Here is an 18,651-nt window from a genome sequence, read left to right as displayed (position 1 = left end):
AAAACTGATATGAAGAATTTTATCTATAAATCTGGTATGCTGGCACTTTTTGCCGGTACACTACTTACAAGCTGCGATCCTGAGATCGATGCTCCAAACCCAACAGCGGGCGAGGCTAATTTTTCAAAATACGTTGCGCTTGGTAACTCGCTTACAGCAGGTTTTGCTGATGGAGCTTTATACCTTGAAGGTCAGCAGAGTTCATATCCATCTATACTTGCACAGCAATTTGCAGAGGTAGGTGGCGGCACAGATTTCAGACAGCCGTTAATGCCTGCTGGTGTTAGCTTAGGCAGCCCGGTAATTGCAGCTACGGGAGCAGAAGTGCCTCAGAAGCGTATTTTGAAAGTGCAGGCTGACTGCGCTGGTGTTGTAGGACTTGCCCCGGTTGAAGCCGGAGCCAGAGCTGCTTATCCGGCAGCCTTTATAGGTGCAGCCCCTACGCAGCAAGGCCCTTACAATAACATGGGTGTACCGGGTGCTAAGTCTTTCCATTTACTGGCTCCTGGTTATGGTAGCCCGGCTGGACTGGCCAATGGTACTGCTAACCCATTCTTTGTTCGCTTCGCAACTTCTCCAGCAACAAGCGTAATAGCAGATGCCGTTGCTCAGAATCCAACTTTCTTTACCCTTTGGATTGGCAACAACGATGTGTTAGGTTATGCACTTGCAGGTGGTAACGCTGATGCTCCAACTGCTGAAAAGCCTTCTCCGAACTACCCTACTGCCCCTGCTGCCTTTGGCCAGTACATAGGCGCACTGGTTCAACAGCTTACTGCAAAAGGTGCAAAAGGAGCTTTAGGCAACATCCCGGATGTAGCTAAAATACCTTACTTCACAACTATACCTTACAACGCGCTGGTTCTTACTGCTGAGCAGGCTACACAGCTAACAGCTGGTTATAAAGCACAAGGTCTGGGTCATATTACTTTTACTGCAGGTGCTAATGCCTTTGTAGTGTTAGAAGATGGCATGCCTCGTAAAATGGTAGCAGGCGAGCTGGTACTTCTTCCAGCTTCAGACCTCGTTAAGTGTCAGGGCAAAGGCTCTATGTCTCCGTTAGGTGATGAGTATGTGCTTTCTGCTGCTGAGCTGGCAATCATTAAGCAGCATACAGATGCTTATAATGCTGCGATCAAAAAGATTGCTGATGACAATGGCTTGGCACACGCCGACTTTAACGCATACCTAAATAAAGTATCAGGAGGTTTCACGCTTAACGGTGTAACTTACAGCAGTACATTTGTTTCTGGTAACGTCTTCAGCTTAGATGGTATTCACTTTACACAACGTGGCGCCGCTTTGGCCGCAAACGAGTTTATTGGTGCCATCAATGCTAAATATAACGCACGCGTACCAAAGGTTGATGAAACACAGTACAGCACAGTTGTATTCCCGTAAGTACAACAGCTTATAAACTATAAAAAAGCGTCTCTTAACCGGGACGCTTTTTTTATGAACTATAGTTTCCGGTAGCGTGCTAAACTATAGTTATAGTTCGTCGAGTTATCGGCTGGGTTCGTCTGCAAGTGCTATGAGTTCGCAGAATCGTAACAACTGAAAGCACTTGCCGGCTGGGATACTGATAGTTTTTAGGTTAAATTTATACGGTGGAGAAGTGGCCTTTTCTGAGTGCTTTTCTACAGCAACAAGTATCATTTTACACTTAACAACATATGAAACGTAAAATTATCGCCTGCCTTTTGTGGTGTGCGACCAGTGCAGCTGCACTTGCGCAAACCCAGGGCAACAAGATCGAGTTCACGGAATACACCCTTCCGAACGGACTGCATGTGATCCTGCACAAGGACAATTCCACCCCAAACGTTGCAGTATCAGTTCTTTACCATGTAGGCTCTAAAAACGAAGTAAAAGGCCGTACAGGTTTTGCTCACTTCTTCGAGCACCTGATGTTTGAAGGCACTGAGAATATTGACCGTGGCCAGTACATGGGCATGGTGCAGGCTGCCGGTGGTTCACTAAACGCCAACACCTCTTTCGACAGAACTTATTACTACGAATTGCTGCCATCAAACCAGGTTGCTTTAGGCCTTTGGATGGAAGCGGAGCGTATGAAAGGTGCTAAAGTAGACGAAACAGGCGTAGAAACCCAGCGCAAAGTAGTGCAGGAAGAAAAGCGCATGCGCGTTGATAACCAGCCTTACGGAACTATACTGGAAAACACATTTGGTTTAGCTTACAAAGAACACCCTTACAAGATCACCCCGATCGGTACGTTCGAAGATTTAAATAGCGCTAAGATCGAGGAGTTCCGTGATTTCTATAAGACTTTCTACGTGCCTAACAACGCAACACTTTCTATAGCCGGCGATATCAACATCGACGATACAAAGAAAATGATCGAGCAGTATTTCGGCAGCATTCCAAAAGGCACAAAAGCTATCCCTCGCCCAACTATAAAAGAGCCGAAGCAAACAGAAGAGCGTCGTAAAATTGTCTACGACAACATCCAGCTACCGGCAGTTATACAGGCTTACCACATCCCGGCTCAGGGTACTCCTGATCACTATGCATTATCCATGCTGACCACTTTATTATCTGGTGGAGAGAGCGCGCGTTTACCAAAAGCGCTGGTAGATAAGCAGCAAAAAGCTGTTGCAGCCCTGTCTGTACCGTTCCCTACCGAAGATCCGGGTCTGTTCCTGACATACGCCATTGCGAGCGTTGGTACAAATGCACAAGACCTGGAAGATGCTATGAACGTGGAGATTGAGCGTGTAAAAACAGAGCCTCTTAGCGATAAGGAGTTCCAGAAACTACGCAACCAGATCGAGAGCCAGTTTGTGCAGCAGAACAGCACTGTAGCCGGCCGTGCCGAAAACCTTGCCAACTACCATGTATACTATAAGGATGCGAATCTGATCAACACAGAGATCGACCGTTACATGAAAGTTACCAAAGAAGATATTCAGCGTGTGGCTAAAGAGTACCTGACCAAGGATAACCGTGTAGTATTGCACTACCTGCCAAAGTCAGCTCAGCCTAAACAGTAAGTTTAAGACAAAGGTTATGATGCTACAGGACGCCCGGTTTATACTTAAGCAACTACTTCGCCTCATAGCCTTCCGTCAAGTATAAAAAGAGATATATCACTCATGATAAAGAAACTATATACCACACTGGCGCTGGCTCTGGCACTGGTGTCTGTCGCTCCGGCACAAACAAAACAGTCTCCGCCGCCTGCGGGTCCGGCTCCTAAAATTGAGTTGGGCAAATACGAGCAGATTACCCTGAAAAATGGCCTGAAAGTTTATGTAGTAGAAAACCATAAGCAACCGGTTGTTTCCATGTCTTTAGTTCTGGACAGAGATCCGATCCTGGAAGGCGATAAAGCTGGTTATGTATCGGCAGCAGGCCAGATGATGCGTACCGGTACCGCTAACCGTACCAAAGACCAGTTTGATGAGCAGGTAGACTTTATTGGCGCTAACCTGTCGTTCAACTCAACAGGCTTTAATGCATCATCGCTTAAAAAACACTTGCCTACCTTATTAAATCTTACTTCTGATGCCCTGCTTAACCCTAAGTTTACTCAGGAAGAGCTTGACAAAGTGAAGAAGCAAATGATTGCGAACCTGGCATCTGAAAAAGATAACCCGGATGCGATTGCCAGCAAGATGCGCAACATGCTGCTGTATGGCAAAGATCACCCATACGGTGAGGTAATGACTGAAAAAACAGTTGAAAGCATTACGCTTGCTGACGTTCAGAACTACTATAGCACGTACTTTAAACCAAACATTGGTTACCTGGCTATAGTTGGCGACATTACTCCGAAGGAAGCTAAAAAGCTGCTGAACAAATCGCTGAAGAACTGGAAAAAAGGCAATGTACCAGCTAAAACATTTGCATTACCGGCAGCGCCAACTAAAACACAGGTTGTTATAGTTGACAGACCAAGTGCCGTGCAAAGCGTACTTTCGTTCGTTAACCCAGCTGACCTGAAGCCAGGTGCTCCGGATGCAGTTGCTGCTCAGTTGATGAACACGATCCTTGGTGGTGGCAGCTCTGCCCGTTTATTCCTGAACCTGCGTGAAGACAAAGGCTATACTTACGGCGCTTACTCTTCACTTTCTACTGACGAAATCTTGGGTCGCTTTAATGCATCGGCTAACGTGCGTAACGCTGTTACTGATAGTGCTACAGTTGAGTTTATGAAAGAACTTAACAAAATTCGTAGCGAGCGTGTAACGAACGACGAACTGAACTATGCGAAAGCGTACATGACCGGTAACTTTGCCCGTGGCTTAGAGAATCCTGCAACTGTAGCCGTTTACGCGATCAACATAGCGCGTTATAACCTGCCAGCCGACTACTATGCCAACTACCTGAAAAAAGTAGAAGCTGTTACAGCAGAAGATATTCAGCGTGTAGCTCAGAAATATGTAACTCCTGAGCAGTTATACATTGTGGCTGTTGGTAATGCTGCTGATATAGCTTCTAAACTTAAGAAATTTGACCTGGAAGATGGTCAGATAGCTTACTATAACACTGCCGGCGAAAAAGTGGACCGCCGTGCTGCCGCAACAACTGTTCCTGCTGATGTAACTGCCGAAAAAGTGCTGGCTAACTATATCAAAGCAATTGGTGGCAAAGCGAACATTGAAAAGGTAAAAGATATCACTGTAACCAGCAACGCAACTATACAGGGCATGCCACTTGTAATTACACAGCAGCAGAAAGGCACTGACAAGTTTGTAGCACTGGTAAGCATGAACAACAGCCCACTGCAGCGTGTGATCATCAACGGCAACAAGGGTAAAATGGAAGCTCCGATGCAAGGCGTTAACAAAGAGATGTCTGCCGAAGAACTTGCTACACAGAAATTGGAAGCTGATATGTTTGCACAGTCTCGTTACGACAAGCTTGGCGTTACAACCAAAGTAACCGGCATGGAAGATGTTGATGGCAAGCAGGCGTATGTAGTAGAAGCTACGCAGGCCAACGGCCAGAAAACACTACACTATTTCGACAAGAACACTGGCCTGTTACTGAAAGATGTGAAAAGCCTTCAGTCGCCACAAGGTGTACTTACGCAGACTAAAAACTACAGCAACTATAAAGAAGTAAGTGGTATTAAAGTACCTCACACTGTAGAGACGTCTGTTGGCCCGCAGGTTATTAAAGCTGAAGTAAAGAGCGTTGAAGTTAACAAAGGCATCAGCGACGATACGTTTAAGATCTAAGTTTAAGATTTTAACATAACTATAGTAAAAGCGGCTGCTCCATCTGGGGCAGCCGCTTTTTTATGTCTGAATCACAGATTTTCAGGAGTGAAGGATTTACAGGATTTCTAATGACCTAGCAGCGTGCGCAGCTCCTGCTAGTGTCTGGATTCTAGTTGATTTACTTCTCTTTTGTCATTTCGAACGGAGTGAGAAATCTATCCCAGCTTATAGTTTGAGAAGCTACAATGCTATAGCTTGCTACTCTACTATCCGAACTAAGCTATCCTTTCAAATTTCCTTTCATCCTGGGAGCTCTACTCATTTACAGTTCTATAGTTGGCTTTGGTGCCCTCACGGCCGGGAGGCCCCGTCTTCGGGCATCGCGCGGTGTACATTTCTTTTGTTCGTGCCTCACAATACCTTCGGTACCAGAAATCTACAAGGCGCTCAACCCAAAGACTGAGATCAGTTCGGTAGCTAATCTATAGTTGGAACAGGTAAGCTTCGAAATTTATCGTGGTTATAGTTTCAAAGGACAGGTGAACCTGTCCAGTTCGTGGACGATAAATATAAAACTATAGCTTAGAAATTGGTGATGGCAGAATTGTCCCCTTGAGGGGACTATAGGGGTGTTAAAACACCAACTATAGAACTATAGAACTATAAAACCAACAATACCCAAAGCAGAAATTCCCCTCTCGGGAGGGGCAGGGGTGGGTTAATTGTCAACTATAGAATTGTGCCACTAACTATAGCAAAGTCCCAACCTCCCTTTTACCAAGATCCTTTCAGGATGACAAATGGAAAAGTAAGAAAAGCTCCCCGCCTTAGACAAGGAGGGGGTAAAGGGGTGGTTGGACTAACGGAAACTATAGAACTTTAACTTCCCACTATAGCAGTAGCCAAATCCTACCAATCCTTTAATCCTGTAAATCCTGATTCAGACAATTCTTGACCCTGCCGGGCCAGTTGCGTCAGGAGACTCAACACCATAGTTAGTCACGAGCGATGGCGCTCGCGCCAGCAATATTGACTATAGAACCATAAGTAAATCTATACCGTTACATTAAACTCCATCTCCTGTTTTTAGGAGAGGGCTGGGGAGAGGTAAATCCTCTAAAACAACTCCCCCTGCACAGGCTGTACAAATTTCTTCGGCACTTTCAGATCAAGACCACATACTTTATTCAGCTTCTCGATGAGGTAAATGGCCAACTCAGGCGCTAACGTATTATCAGGTTCGTGCACAAAAAAGTATAGTTGATGCAGACCGTTGTCAAACCATATTTTCAGGCGCTCGACCCAGGCATCGATGCGTTTATAGTCTGTTGGGTGCAGGCCGTTGCCTACAAAGCGGATCATAGCAGTTGGCGTGGTCAGGCGCATGTGCAGCACATCGCGGCGACCAGCTACATCTGTCAGTACCGTTCCAATGCCATATTTTTCCAGTACTTCAAAAAGCTCCAGTGAAGCGATATTGTCTACAAACCAATCGGGATGACGCAGTTCTACGGCGACCGGAATGGTCTCCGGTATAAACTTCACAAACGCTTCCAGGTCTGGCAGTTGGTGAGGACTGAAGTTGGGAGGCAACTGCAGGAAAGAACTTCCCAGGTTATCCTCCAGTCCGGCAATGGCCTCGCAGAAAGCAGCTGTCATGCTATGGGTGTTTTGTAAGGCGCTTTCGTGGCTGATAAGCTGCGGAAACTTCGGACAGAATTTAAACCCGCGCGGGACAGAGTTTCTCCAGCGTTCTATCGTTGTATCTCCGGGGATATGGTAATGGGTGCTGTTGAGTTCTATCGTATTAAATTGCCTGGCATACCACAGCAGCGAATCTTTTTCGCGCATCGTTGCCGGATAAATATTCCCTGCCCACGCTTTGTTTACCCATACCGGCAACCCAATATACACTTCCGGTTTTTCATCCTGCTTGTTCCTTATCAGTAAAGACTGAGTATCAGGATGATCTGGCGGCAGCGTAAAATCTACGTGATCTATGTTCTGTAATTTCCCAAAATCCATGTTAAACTTTGTATGCTATACTATACGCTTTTGCGCAGAAAATTGTACGGACGTATGAATTTATACCATTATGAAAATATTTTCATGAATTTTTTTATTGTACTTTCTTTCTGACACCTCCATTAAAATAAGCCTATACTTGCATAAAAAGCACTTTTCGCATTACAGCCCTTATAGCAACTTTGTATCGTATCCTGTATCCCCCTACACTCTGAGGGCAATATTGCGCTAAAAGGCTTCGTTTAAAAAATTATTCGTAAATTTGCTGTTTCACCAACAATTTAAACTATGATATATAATAGAAAGTGCATCCTCTTAACAGTAATCATTTTTCTATTTATTGGCATCGGCCAAATAGCTATAGCACAAGATAACACCCAGACCCAAACAGGACCCGCCTCCTGGTACGGAAGTAAATACCACGGCAGAAAAACCAGCAGTGGCGAGCGTTACAATAAAAACGACATGACCGCCGCCCACAAAACACTTCCTTTCGGCACTAAGGTTAAGGTAACCAATCCCGCCAACAATGAATCTGTCATTCTTCGCATCAACGACCGTGGCCCTTTTGTAGGCAACCGCATTATCGACGTGTCAGAAGTTGCCGCTAAAAAACTAGATATCCATAGCCTTGGCGTAGCCGAAGTAGAAGTAGAAGTTATCGAAATACCGGGTCAATCGCTGGCAACAGCTACCGTAGCCGAACCAACTATTTACGCAATACAGAAGGGTGAATATAGTTCAGAGGAGCTAGCGCTGCAGCAAACCGAACGCCTGAAAGCGTTTGACAAGCACCTGACCGTAGAACTGATGGAAGAGAAAGTACGCGGTAAAAAGATACACAAGCTTAAAATTGGCCGTTTTGACGATAAGCAACATGCTGAAGCGTTCAATGAACTTCTGAAAGATGAAGGGCTGGAAGGCGTAGTTGCAAAACTGTAACGGTTGTTCCTGAAGCATTTGAAAGAGCGAAGCTTACTTGCTTCGCTCTTCTGTTTTATAAACCTATAGGTTAAGTCTTGAACCTGGTTATAGTTCGAGCTATAGTACCTGGTAATTTAGTTTTGTACTGATCTTCGCACTTTTATAGTTCCTCAACCCACTATTTCAGCTTTTACAACTGGCAACTATAGTTTCCCCTTTTCAGTAGCAGGTTTGGTGATAGTAAATTAGATAGAGTATAGAAATCCCTAGACATCCAAACCGCGCAACTATACTTCCAGGCTCAGTTTAGCAGCAAATGCATCCAGTAACCGGATGAGCTCCGGGACACACTCCAGGTTCAGGGTATGGCCCACGGCAGGTATGATTTCGAGTGCTGCATTCGGAAGTGCTTCTGTCATGGCGCGGCCCATTTCGGGAGTGCAAAGCATATCTTCTTCGCCGTGTACAACCAGCACAGGCACCTGCACTTTTTTAAGCTCCTGCAGGTAATTGCCGCTTTCTTCGGTGGCGCTCACCAGTTTTACCAGGTTATCTACGCTCGGGCTCTGTGTGGCTTTACTGTTCTTAAGATCATCAATGGTGATAATCGGGTTGAGAAAATAGCTGCGACCCAGCACAAAAGGCAGCATCACATCCAGCATCAGCGGGTAGCCACCTGCCAGTAAAGCCTGCTTCCAACTATAGCCAATGGCATCGAAATAAGAATCTTTGTACGGGAAAGTAGATAGCAACACGCCCGCCTGCGCCAGCTCCGGGTAATTTACCAGGAAACGCTGCGAGACAGCGCCGCCGTAAGAAATGCCAACTATAACTGTTTCGGGTAAACGCAGCGACTGCAACAGGTCAGCTACATCAGCCGCGTGCGCTTCAAAACTGCGATGTGCAGGTGCTGCATCGCTTTGACCCTGAAACAACAGATCGACCAATACAAGTTTATAGTTCTCGCCGAGCGCTTTTATCACACCACCCCACGCTGCCGTAGACTGCGACAGGCCATTCAGGAAAACGAGTGCCTGCTTTGCATTTTCAGCGCCATGTAACTCATAGTATAAACTTAGTCCGTCGGGTAACTGGTGTCTCATGGTGTATAGTTTATAGTTGGGATGATGAGGGCAAATCTAGACGAAAAAATCTGAAAGCAAAATATGACCGTAACTATAGCCTACCCAACAACAGCTGTAGTTGCGGCAAGTTGCTGGGCTTCCGGTGTGCTGTTCCCTGGTGTTAGCGGCACTGTAAACCAAAATCGGCTGCCTTTACCTACCTCGCTGCTCACCCAGATAAAACCGCCGTTACGCTCCACAAACAGGCGACAGAGTAAAAGCCCGAGCCCGGTTCCCTTTTCGTTGGCCGTGCCTTTGGTTGTGAGCGCGAGTTGCTCCTGGTTAAAAAGCGACGCGACTGTTTCCGGGGCCATGCCGGTACCCTGATCTTGAACCGATACTTCTGCCATGCCGCCACCTGTAATGGCAGCACTTATCTTTATAGTACTTCCTGCCCCAGAAAACTTAATGGCATTGTGCAGCAGGTTCCGGATCACGAAGGCGAGCATGTTGGCATCGGCATACACCTTTAAATTCTCAGGCAGCTCCAGTTGCCAGTTTATGCCTTTTGCTATGGCGGTATCCTGCAGTAGGTCCAGGTTGCGCTGCACGGTTTCAAACAGATACACTTCTTCCGGGTCAAAGCTTACTGTATCGGCAGAGCCGGATTGTGCTGCCGACCATTGCAGCAAGTTCTCCAGTAAGGCCTGCAGGTTACGTACCGAGAGTTGTGTATGGTTGGCCAGTTTCTGCATCTGCTCCGGCTTCATCCTGTCTGAGAAATTGATCAGGATATTCAGGAACGAGTCCAGGGTGGCGAGAGGCGTGCGTAAGTCGTGGGAAATGATGGAGAAGAAACGGTCTTTGATGCTGTTGATGCGCATGAGTTTCAGCTCCGATGCCTTCAGTTGCCTTACGGTGTGCTTCAGCTCCTGGGTTTTATTGCGTAGTGCGGCTGTACGGTTGGCTACGGTTACTTCCAGGTCTTTTTTCTGTTGTTCTATCAGGCGTTTGCGTTCTACTTCTTTCTCAAGCTCCATCCGCTCTTTTTCCAGCACTTTGGTCGCCAACTCGCTGGTAACTGTATTCAATCTGTAAGCAAGCCCCAGCGAGAAAAGCACTACCTGCGCTACTATACCCACCTGCGCCGAGTAAACTGTGAGGGGTGTATCTGGTACCAGGTGTGTTTCTTTCAGAATAAAAAGCAATGCGCCTATCACAAACAGCACGTTAGCAAACAGGAAATACAATGCTGGTCGGTAGCCTTTATAAAGCGCATGCACGCCAACCAGAAACATGACTACCAGCACGGCTCCACCAATAATCCCAATCAAATCGACACAGGCCTGCAGCAGATCCAGCGGCGTAAAGTAAGAGAGTAAGCCCATGGCTACAGGCAAGGCATACAGCAGCGCCAGGAACGTAATCGCCTTATCCCAGAAAGGCATGGTTAGCCGGGTATTGAGGTAGCTGCGGGTAAACAGCAGCCGGAAGATACCATTAAAAGTAACTATAAACGCAAAGCTATGCGCATTCCAGACAGGGGATTCCGGCCAGAGGAGCTCCAGCGCAAAGCCATGGTAAAACATAAAATATAAACCGGTACCAGCCAGTGCCATTACATAATACAAATAGCTCCGGTCGCGCACCGACATAAACAGCACCAGGTTGTAGAGCGCCATTACGGAAATAATACCTATAAAAATACCCTGCCCCAACAGGCGGTCGTTGTTCGCCTGCACTACCTGTTCCGGAGTGTGTAGTTGCAGGTTCAGGTGCTGTGGCTTATATAGGTCTATGTCGCCCTGCAGCCGCAGGTAAAGTAGTAGCTGGCTTTGTGGTGCAACCTGCAGCCGCACATATGGTTTGCTTGATGGGATGTCGCGCTCCGAAACCGGAAGTAGCTGCCCTGTTTGCTGTTTTATAGTTGTGCCATCGGGTTGCTGGGTAAACAGTTCTATCCTGCTCCAGTCGCCGGCATACAGGTAGCGGTCCTGCTGGTAGTTGCTGTTGTTTACAAGTATTACCCGAACCCAATGCACTGTTTTACCAGCCAGCAAGGTGGCGGTGGTATCCAGCTGCTCAAAAGGCGCCTGTTTTATAGTTGCGATGGTCTTTTTACCGCCAGTGTCCTGGTATACCTGCAGGGGCAAACGGATTTCCTGGCTACCCGGAAGCAGTTCGACTCTGTTGGCAGGCTGTGCAAATGTAACCGGCGCGCAAAGCAACAGTAGCAGCCACGTTAGCAGCAGGCTATACTTAATCCCTGAAACAGACCTTGCCTTACCCATAGCTAAATGTATAAATAAAACAGACTTGGTACTATAGCGTGCACTTACAGATTGCCTTATTTATTTTAATTTACCTATATTGAGTAGCAGTTAATGGCATATAGCTGGAAAGTGGTTGCCGTTTAAAGAAAGTAGAAAGACATGGCCCTGGTAAAATTACTGATTGCAGAAGACGACGTAGTGATCGCGCAAAACCTTGCGCTCTCCCTGGAAGAGTTAGGATATGAGGTGTGCAAAACGGTGAGCTCCGGAGAGGAATTGCTACTAGAGATACACCAGTGCAACCCCGACCTTGTGATACTGGACATTACCCTGGAAGGCAAACTGGATGGTATAGACACAGCAGCTATCCTTGCTAAATCGGCGCAGGTGCCTTTTATTTTTATGACAGCCTTATCTGATAAGCAAACTATAGACCGCGCCAAACAAACAAACCCGCATGCGTACCTGGTAAAACCGTTTGATATACGCACCCTGCAAAGCAGCATCGAAGTAGCCATTCACAATGCCGCCTTACGCCAGCAACCTGAAACGCAACCAAATAACACAGCACCTACGACCGAGCCAGCCGATAACTTCCTGCTCCACAACAGCCTGTTTGTTAAAGTCCGGAACCGACTGGAGAAAGTTGCCTTAAAAGAAATTATCTGGGCTGAAGCGCAGGACATTTACTGCAACATTAAAACCCAAAGCCATATTTACCTGGTTAGCCAGAGCCTTAAGAACCTGGAGCAGCGCCTGCCTGCCAAAGATTTTATGCGTGTGCACCGCTCATATATCGTACGCCTCACCGCTATCGATGCCATCGAAGACAATAACATCCTGATTGGCGGAAAACAGATCCCCATCGGCAATACCCACAAAGAAAGTTTACTAAGCAGGCTGCAGATTTTGTAAGTTAGAAAGGTGGGAAGTTGGGAAGTTAAAAAGTTAGAAGGTTTGGAAAGTGTAGAGACGCAATACCTTTGCGTCTCCGCTATGAAACTATAGCCGGGCTGTTTTATAGTTTGCTTGTAGCGGTTTTAGACTCAAAAGTTAGTACTCACTCATTCATTTGGTCATTATAACTTACCACCTCACCTTACACACTTCTGATTTCACCTGAAAATATCCTGCGTTGGCAAGTATAGATCAAGAGCTATGTAATTAATTAGTTACATTATACATGTTTTAGCTTCACTAATACTACCTATTGCATGAATAATTTAGCTCCCTCTGAACTGGTAACGGCAGGCTGGATACTGGTAATTGCTTATGCCGCTGTCATCCTGTTCTTCGTGATACGCGGTGCACTTCGTACCCGCTCTATCGCTGATTATGCGCTTGGCAGTGTTACGTTTTCGCCGGTAGCTGTTGGCCTGGCCATGGCTGCCTCCATGACAAGTGCCGCCACGTTTATCATCAACCCTGGTTTTGTGGCGCTATATGGTATCAGTGGAGTCATTTCAATGGGCATTGCCCTTCCTGTAGCAGCGTTAATATCGCTGGTTGTACTTACCAAAGGGTTCCGGGCGATGGGTACGGCAGTAAAAGCACAAACGATGGCTCAGTGGATGGGCGCGGTGTATAAAAGCCGTGGCTATACCTTATTCTTTGCCTTCCTGTCGCTGCTGCTTATCACATTTATAGTTCTGATTTGCGTGGGCTTAACCAAGGTGCTGGCCAGCGTGCTCAACTTGAACGAGCTTTATGCCTGCGTGGGTATCGTGGTATTCGTGTTTGGGTATATGATGTTCGGGGGCGCCAACTCTATGGTTTACACTAACCTGGTGCAGGCAGTGCTCATGCTTATAGTTGCTGTTATTCTGTTAACCTCCGGTTATGAACATTTTAGTAACGGTGTGCATGGTTTCCTGGATAAACTTGCTGCTATAGATCCAATGCTGACCTCCGTTACAAACCCTGATAGTTTCCTGTTCCGGGATAGCTTTGAAAGCATTTTTTGCCAGATCATCATAGGTATTGCCATCGTTTGTCAGCCACACATTATCACAAAATCGCTGTTGCTTAAAGACGCAAAAGATGTAAACCTATACCTGATAGTTGGCATTATAGTACAGGCCCTCTTCTTTTCAGTGGTTATTGCCGGACTTTATGCCCGACTTACCTTCCCGGACCTGACTATAAACGGCGCAGCGATCCCTGTTGATGGTATTATGTCGGCGTATGTGGTGCAGGAGTTCCCGGTATACATGGGCTTACTGGTTGTGATCGGCCTTATCTCGGCCGGGCTTTCTACTTTAGAAGGATTGATCCAGTCGCTATCCATTACGATTACATCAGATATCATCACGCCATTATTCGGCATAAATTCAGAAACCAGAAGTGTGCTGATTAACCGGCTGGTAATTGTGGTGCTGGCTATAGTTACTATTCTGCTTACCTTCGATCAGTTACAGAACCCGAACCTGAGCGTTGGCATTTTTGCACAGAATGGCGTGTATGCTTATTTTTCTGCTGCCTTTGTGCCGGTGTTATTCGGCATGTTTTTAAAGCGTGTACCCCTGATTGCACCTGTAGCAGCTTCTTTAACTTCAGTGGCTGTGCATTTTGCCGTGTACTATGGCGGACTTACTTCTTACATGGATGCCCCGGTACGTAACCCAGGCATTGCTGCCGCGCTGGCTATAGTTGCATCGGTGCTGGTTGGGCTTATTCTATACTTCACGTTCCGGAAACCTGCTGTTACAGCAACTGAAACGGATGCATCATTGGAAACCCTGAAAGAAGTAGTTTATGAAAAATAGCTTTAACAGAACGATACTTTTAGCCAGTCTCAGCTTAATACTGGGCCTGAACGCCCGTTGCCAGGCACCTGCCGCTGCTTCGGTTAGCACTACTACTGATGCTGTTTTTGAGAACCTGAACTATAAATATCCAGCCAAAAAACTAACACTAGCCAATGGCACAACTATAGCCTATACCGATCAGGGCAAAGGATCCGAAACACTTATCCTGATACACGGTCTTGGAAGTTATCTACCGGCCTGGAACAAGAATATTGAGGACCTCAGCAAAAACTATAGAACGATAGCCATTGACCTGCCGGGTTACGGAAAATCACAGAAAGAAAATATAGAGGTAAGCATGGCTGCATATGCGCAAACCGTGCTGCAGCTGATGGATAAACTGAAGATAAAGCGGACAGTGCTGGTGGGCCACTCGATGGGTGGGCAAATTGCTATTACGACTGCCCTGCAGGCTCCAGAGCGAGTGAAGAAACTTGTACTGGCAGCACCTGCCGGCTTAGAGACCTTTACCGAACAGCAAAAGCAACTGTTTAAAATGACGGTAACACCGGAGAGTGTACAAAACACCAGCCCCGAAAAAGCCGCTGCTAACATTAAAATCAATTTTTACCAGATGCCTGCTGATGCCCAGTTTATGGTAGATGACAGACTAAAGATGGCTACCTCACCGGACTTTGCAAACTATAGCAGAGCAGTAGCAGCCAGCGTAGCGGCTATGGTAGATGAACCGGTTTATGAAAAGCTGCCTCAACTACAAACGCCAACCCTGATCATATTCGGGGAGCAGGATGCACTCATCCCAAATAAATACCTGAACCCTACTTTAACTACCCAAGCTGTTGCCGCTATCGGAAAAGAGAGAATAAAGAACAGCGAAGTGGTGGTATTGCCACAGGCAGGGCATTTTGTGCAGTACGAGCGGGCAGAGGCTTTTAACACGGCTGTTCGGGAGTTTATCAAATAAGAATAAATAACACCTATATCATAAAACACAAATTAACTGATCTACTCATGAAAAAACTTTACTTGATCCTGCTATCGCTGTTCTGTATCACACAGATGGCGTTGGCGCAAGGCGGAACCATTACCGGAAGGGTATTGGGCGCCGACTCCCAGGAACCGCTTATTGGCGCTTCGGTGCTGGTGGAAGGTACTTCTAAGGGAGCAACCACAAATGCTTCCGGCGACTTTACAATTACGGGTGTACCGGCAGGCAACTATAACCTGCGCGTAACTTATGTGGGTTACTCTTATCCTAAAATTCCGGTTACGGTTGCTGCCGGCGGTACAGCCAGTGTAGGTACTATCAGCATGAAAGCTTCTTCGCTGATGAGCGATGAAATTGTGGTGTCTGCTACCCGTAGACCTGAAAAATTAACAGAAGCACCAGCTGCCATTGGTGTAATCTCGTCCCGTGATTTAACTGAGTTGCCATCGTTTAATATTGGCGAAGTGCTGAACAAAGTACAGGGTGTGGAAGTAGTTCGTTCTGGTGTAATTGGGGTTGGTATTAACGCACGTGGTTTTAACAACGCCTTTAACGTGAAGATGTACCAGATGACGGATGGCCGTAACTCCATGCTGCCCGGCGGTACTGGCTTGCCAGCTGGTTTCTACAACACAACTATAAAAGAAGACATCGAACGTGTAGAAGTTATCCTTGGCCCTTCGTCAGCACTGTATGGACCGAACGCACACAACGGTATCATCAACACCATTACAAAAGACCCGCGCCGCTACCAGGGAACAACAGTTGCTTTGAGCGCCGGTAACCAGGATGTACTGAGCGCACGCGTTCGTCATGCAAGTGTAATCAGCCCGAAGTTTGCGTTTAAAGTAACCGGCGAGTACACAACAGGAACCGACTTCGCATTCCAGGATACCGTTTACAGCGGCGCAGTGGCCATGCCGGAATATGACGTAGACTATAAATTTGAATCGAAGCGTTTTGGCTCAGCTCTATACTATAGCCCGACTGATAAGATTGATATCATTGCGGATTATGGTTTCGGACAGGGCTCAAACCTTGGTGTAACCAACAACGGCCGTAACCAGATCAACGGCTGGACTTTCCAGTACCTGCAAGGCCGTTTAGTAACACCTCGTATCTTTGGTCAGGTATATGCAACGTGGAACGACGCCGGCGATACGTACCAGATTAACGCCCGTACTACGAACTACTATACCTTGTTAGGCAAAGGAGCTACCCCAGCCCAGGCGCACCAATACTCTAAAACAGGTGCTAAAAAAGATGAGATCTTCGCAGGCTCTCCTGCCATAGCTTTCCCAGGTTTTATAGACCTGAGCCACCGATTGAATGGCGAACTGCAGTACAATAATAATTTTGCAGGTTTTGAGATTATAACCGGTATTAACTACCAGCGCGATGTAGCTTACAGTCGCCAGACGTACCTGGACGATAAAGCCGGCAACATTATCCTGAACCAATTTGGTGGCGTAGTACAGATAGAACGTAACCTGACTGATAAGCTTCGCTTGCTTGCTGGTGGCCGCGTAGATAACCATGACAACTATGGCACTCAGATCAGCCCTAAAGCTGCTTTAACTTATAATGCGCTGGGTGGTACTTTCAGAGCTACCTACGGTAAAGCCTTCTCTGCTCCATCTATCCAGTTCCAGGAGTTTTATGCTAACACCGGCGCACTGGCCATACTTGGTAATGGTGCCGGCCTAACTATAAAGAACACCGAAACGGGCGCTATCAGAACGATAGATAAGCTGGAAGTAGAGAAAGTACAGACGTATGAAGTTGGCTACAAAGGCACACCGGTTAATAACCTGTATTTCGACATCAGCAGCTGGTACTCCAAGTCAAAAGACTTTATCTCGCCGCTTACAGCTATAACGCCGATTCTGGGCAAAGAGCGCGTAATTAAAAAAGGCGATGTAGATGTTACCGAATCTGCTGCAACGTCACTAAACTACTACCTGACCTACCTGAACTATGGCAAGGTAACGTCGTGGGGTACTGACCTTGGTCTTAACTATTACTTAGACGACAACTATAGCATCGGGGTAAAATATTCTTACTTCAACTCTGACATTACAGACAAGGACAACCTGGATAACGATGCCAACAGAGATGGTAAGGTATCGGATGCAGAAAGCAGCCTGAACGCAGCCAAGCACCGTGCTAACTTTAACTTTACTGCCCGTAACCTGGCAAACAACAAGCTGTTCATGTCGCTTAACCTGCGCTGGCTGCCTGAATTCAACTTCTACTCTGGCCAGCAGATAGCGGCTGATAAAGGTGCCGGCACGCGTGTGCTGGGCACAAACTATAACTATGGCCCGCTGGGCGGCTTTACTTCCGTAGACCTGAGCGGTGGCTATAAGTTTACAGACTGGGTAACCTTAGGTGCAAGCGTTTCTAATTTGTTTGATGATGAGCAGCGTGAGTATGTATATTCTCCTTCTATAGGTCGCTTGTACTCTGTAGAGTTGCTTTTCAATTTTGGTGGCAAGAAAGATAGTAAGTAGATCAGTTAAAGTTTAATTTGTCCAGAGCGCTCTTTTAGGGCGCTCTGGTTTTTTACAGCAAAACAGATTACCAGCATATGAAAAATGTTTTGATAACCGGAGGCACCAGCGGCATTGGCTTAGGAATAGCCCGGGCTTTTGCAGCAAAAGGCTACAACCTGCTCATTAATGGCCTCGAGCAAAACGGCCCGGAAATAGCAAAAGGGTTGGCTGCCGAGCATAGCGTTAAAGTAATTCACTCGCCTGCCAACCTGATGCAGCCGGAGCAGATAAGGGAAATGGTAGCCTTAGCCGAGCAGGAGTTAGGCCAGGTAGATATCCTTATTAACAATGCAGGTATACAGCACGTGGCACCTGTGGATGAGTTTCCGGAAGATAAATGGGATGCCATTATCTCGGTAAACATGTCAGCCTCATTCCATGCAGCAAAGGCAGTGTGGCCCGGCATGAAAGCCCGTGGTTTTGGCCGTATCATCAACATTGCTTCGGCGCATGCTTTACGTGCTTCAGAATACAAAATAGCTTACGTAACCGCCAAGCATGGCATAGCCGGCTTAACGAAAGTGCTGGCCCTGGAAGGCGCACCGCATCATATTACCTGTAACGCCATTTGCCCCGGTTATGTAAGAACCCCTTTGGTAGAAGCCCAGATCGCAGACCAGGCCAAAGCACATAATATGTCGGAGGAAGATGTGATAGAGAAAGTGATGCTGAAGAAACAGGCTGTAAAGCAATTTGTAACGATAGATGCGATTGCTAACCTGGCACTATACTTAGCCTCTGAAACCGCAGGCCAACTAACGGGCGCTATGCTACCTATAGATGGTGGCTGGTCAGCACAGTAACTATAGTTTATAGTTTAAAACAAAAGAGCGGCACTTAATCGGTGCCGCTCTTTTATTTTAAA

Annotated in this window: 12 protein-coding genes and 1 pseudogene; 10 read left to right on the top strand and 3 right to left on the bottom strand. The window is 46.7% G+C overall.

What is annotated here, in order from left to right; all coding sequences use genetic code 11:
- The first annotated feature begins 9 nt into the window (after nucleotides 1-9).
- The 4 genes and pseudogenes from KYK27_RS06025 to KYK27_RS06015 all read left to right on the top strand — a co-directional run bounded on the left by KYK27_RS06025 (nucleotide 10) and on the right by KYK27_RS06015 (nucleotide 5,207).
- Nucleotides 10-1,401 carry an SGNH/GDSL hydrolase family protein gene (locus KYK27_RS06025; RefSeq protein WP_199109070.1) on the top strand — a complete coding sequence of 464 codons (1,392 nt, stop codon included), beginning with the start codon at nucleotides 10-12 and terminating at the stop codon, nucleotides 1,399-1,401.
- 275 nt (nucleotides 1,402-1,676) lie between these two features.
- On the top strand, nucleotides 1,677-3,014 hold the full coding sequence (locus tag KYK27_RS06020; RefSeq protein WP_199109069.1) for a M16 family metallopeptidase: 1,338 nt from the start codon (nucleotides 1,677-1,679) through the stop codon (nucleotides 3,012-3,014).
- A gap of 369 nt (nucleotides 3,015-3,383) precedes the next feature.
- Nucleotides 3,384-3,650, top strand: a pseudogene (locus tag KYK27_RS18570) (insulinase family protein); the annotation flags it as partial.
- A complete protein-coding gene (locus tag KYK27_RS06015) occupies nucleotides 3,639-5,207 on the top strand; it encodes an insulinase family protein (RefSeq protein WP_370583616.1) in 1,569 nt (522 codons plus the stop codon). The pseudogene KYK27_RS18570 and the gene KYK27_RS06015, both read left to right, overlap by 12 nt.
- Before the next feature lie 1,098 nt (nucleotides 5,208-6,305).
- On the opposite strand, the gene KYK27_RS06010 is transcribed toward KYK27_RS06015, so the two are convergent.
- Nucleotides 6,306-7,214 carry a DUF72 domain-containing protein gene (locus KYK27_RS06010; RefSeq protein ID WP_199109067.1) on the bottom strand — a complete coding sequence of 303 codons (909 nt, stop codon included), beginning with the start codon at nucleotides 7,212-7,214 and terminating at the stop codon, nucleotides 6,306-6,308.
- A gap of 288 nt (nucleotides 7,215-7,502) precedes the next feature.
- Between KYK27_RS06010 and KYK27_RS06005 the strand changes: the two genes are divergently transcribed.
- Nucleotides 7,503-8,156 carry a septal ring lytic transglycosylase RlpA family protein gene (locus KYK27_RS06005; protein ID WP_199109066.1) on the top strand — a complete coding sequence of 218 codons (654 nt, stop codon included), beginning with the start codon at nucleotides 7,503-7,505 and terminating at the stop codon, nucleotides 8,154-8,156.
- Between the two features lie 269 nt (nucleotides 8,157-8,425).
- Here KYK27_RS06005 and KYK27_RS06000 read toward each other — a convergent pair whose 3' ends face one another.
- Both KYK27_RS06000 and KYK27_RS05995 read right to left on the bottom strand, forming a co-directional pair.
- Nucleotides 8,426-9,241 (bottom strand): alpha/beta fold hydrolase, encoded by an 816-nt coding sequence (locus KYK27_RS06000; protein WP_199109065.1) that lies wholly within the window; start codon nucleotides 9,239-9,241, stop codon nucleotides 8,426-8,428.
- An 80-nt stretch (nucleotides 9,242-9,321) separates the two neighbouring features.
- Nucleotides 9,322-11,493 carry a sensor histidine kinase gene (locus KYK27_RS05995; protein WP_199109064.1) on the bottom strand — a complete coding sequence of 724 codons (2,172 nt, stop codon included), beginning with the start codon at nucleotides 11,491-11,493 and terminating at the stop codon, nucleotides 9,322-9,324.
- Between the two features lie 141 nt (nucleotides 11,494-11,634).
- Here KYK27_RS05995 and KYK27_RS05990 point away from each other — a divergent pair, with 141 nt between their 5' ends.
- The 5 genes from KYK27_RS05990 to KYK27_RS05970 all read left to right on the top strand — a co-directional run bounded on the left by KYK27_RS05990 (nucleotide 11,635) and on the right by KYK27_RS05970 (nucleotide 18,589).
- Nucleotides 11,635-12,390, top strand: a complete 756-nt coding sequence (locus KYK27_RS05990; protein WP_199109063.1) for a LytR/AlgR family response regulator transcription factor — start codon at nucleotides 11,635-11,637, stop codon at nucleotides 12,388-12,390.
- Between the two features lie 299 nt (nucleotides 12,391-12,689).
- Entirely contained in the window at nucleotides 12,690-14,240 is a 1,551-nt protein-coding gene (locus tag KYK27_RS05985) for a sodium:solute symporter family transporter (protein ID WP_199109062.1), read from the top strand.
- Complete coding sequence (locus KYK27_RS05980) at nucleotides 14,230-15,207, top strand: alpha/beta fold hydrolase (RefSeq protein ID WP_199109061.1); 978 nt, start codon at nucleotides 14,230-14,232, stop codon at nucleotides 15,205-15,207. Before KYK27_RS05985 ends, KYK27_RS05980 begins: the two co-directional genes overlap by 11 nt.
- A gap of 47 nt (nucleotides 15,208-15,254) precedes the next feature.
- Nucleotides 15,255-17,744, top strand: coding sequence for a TonB-dependent receptor (locus tag KYK27_RS05975; RefSeq protein ID WP_199109060.1), 2,490 nt, complete (start codon nucleotides 15,255-15,257; stop codon nucleotides 17,742-17,744).
- 77 nt (nucleotides 17,745-17,821) lie between these two features.
- Nucleotides 17,822-18,589, top strand: coding sequence for a 3-hydroxybutyrate dehydrogenase (locus KYK27_RS05970; RefSeq protein ID WP_199109059.1), 768 nt, complete (start codon nucleotides 17,822-17,824; stop codon nucleotides 18,587-18,589).
- The last annotated feature ends 62 nt before the right edge of the window (nucleotides 18,590-18,651 follow it).

It is taken from the genome of Pontibacter populi (genome assembly GCF_019336435.1).
Classification (GTDB): Bacteria; Bacteroidota; Bacteroidia; order Cytophagales; family Hymenobacteraceae; genus Pontibacter; species Pontibacter humidus.
Note: the sequence above shows the minus strand (reverse complement) of the source record. Positions and strands in the feature narration are given on the sequence as shown.

Bases quoted from the DNA above. Each gene is read 5' to 3' on its own strand.
- KYK27_RS06010 (WP_199109067.1), bottom strand. From the start codon at position 7,214: ATGGATTTTGGGAAATTACAGAACATAGATCACGTAGATTTTACGCTG.
- KYK27_RS06000 (WP_199109065.1), bottom strand. From the start codon at position 9,241: ATGAGACACCAGTTACCCGACGGACTAAGTTTATACTATGAGTTACAT.
- KYK27_RS05980 (WP_199109061.1), top strand. From the start codon at position 14,230: ATGAAAAATAGCTTTAACAGAACGATACTTTTAGCCAGTCTCAGCTTA.
- KYK27_RS05985 (WP_199109062.1), top strand. From the start codon at position 12,690: ATGAATAATTTAGCTCCCTCTGAACTGGTAACGGCAGGCTGGATACTG.
- KYK27_RS05975 (WP_199109060.1), top strand. From the start codon at position 15,255: ATGAAAAAACTTTACTTGATCCTGCTATCGCTGTTCTGTATCACACAG.
- KYK27_RS05995 (WP_199109064.1), bottom strand. From the start codon at position 11,493: ATGGGTAAGGCAAGGTCTGTTTCAGGGATTAAGTATAGCCTGCTGCTA.
- KYK27_RS05990 (WP_199109063.1), top strand. From the start codon at position 11,635: ATGGCCCTGGTAAAATTACTGATTGCAGAAGACGACGTAGTGATCGCG.
- KYK27_RS06025 (WP_199109070.1), top strand. From the start codon at position 10: ATGAAGAATTTTATCTATAAATCTGGTATGCTGGCACTTTTTGCCGGT.
- KYK27_RS06015 (WP_370583616.1), top strand. From the start codon at position 3,639: ATGCGCAACATGCTGCTGTATGGCAAAGATCACCCATACGGTGAGGTA.
- KYK27_RS06005 (WP_199109066.1), top strand. From the start codon at position 7,503: ATGATATATAATAGAAAGTGCATCCTCTTAACAGTAATCATTTTTCTA.
- KYK27_RS06020 (WP_199109069.1), top strand. From the start codon at position 1,677: ATGAAACGTAAAATTATCGCCTGCCTTTTGTGGTGTGCGACCAGTGCA.
- KYK27_RS05970 (WP_199109059.1), top strand. From the start codon at position 17,822: ATGAAAAATGTTTTGATAACCGGAGGCACCAGCGGCATTGGCTTAGGA.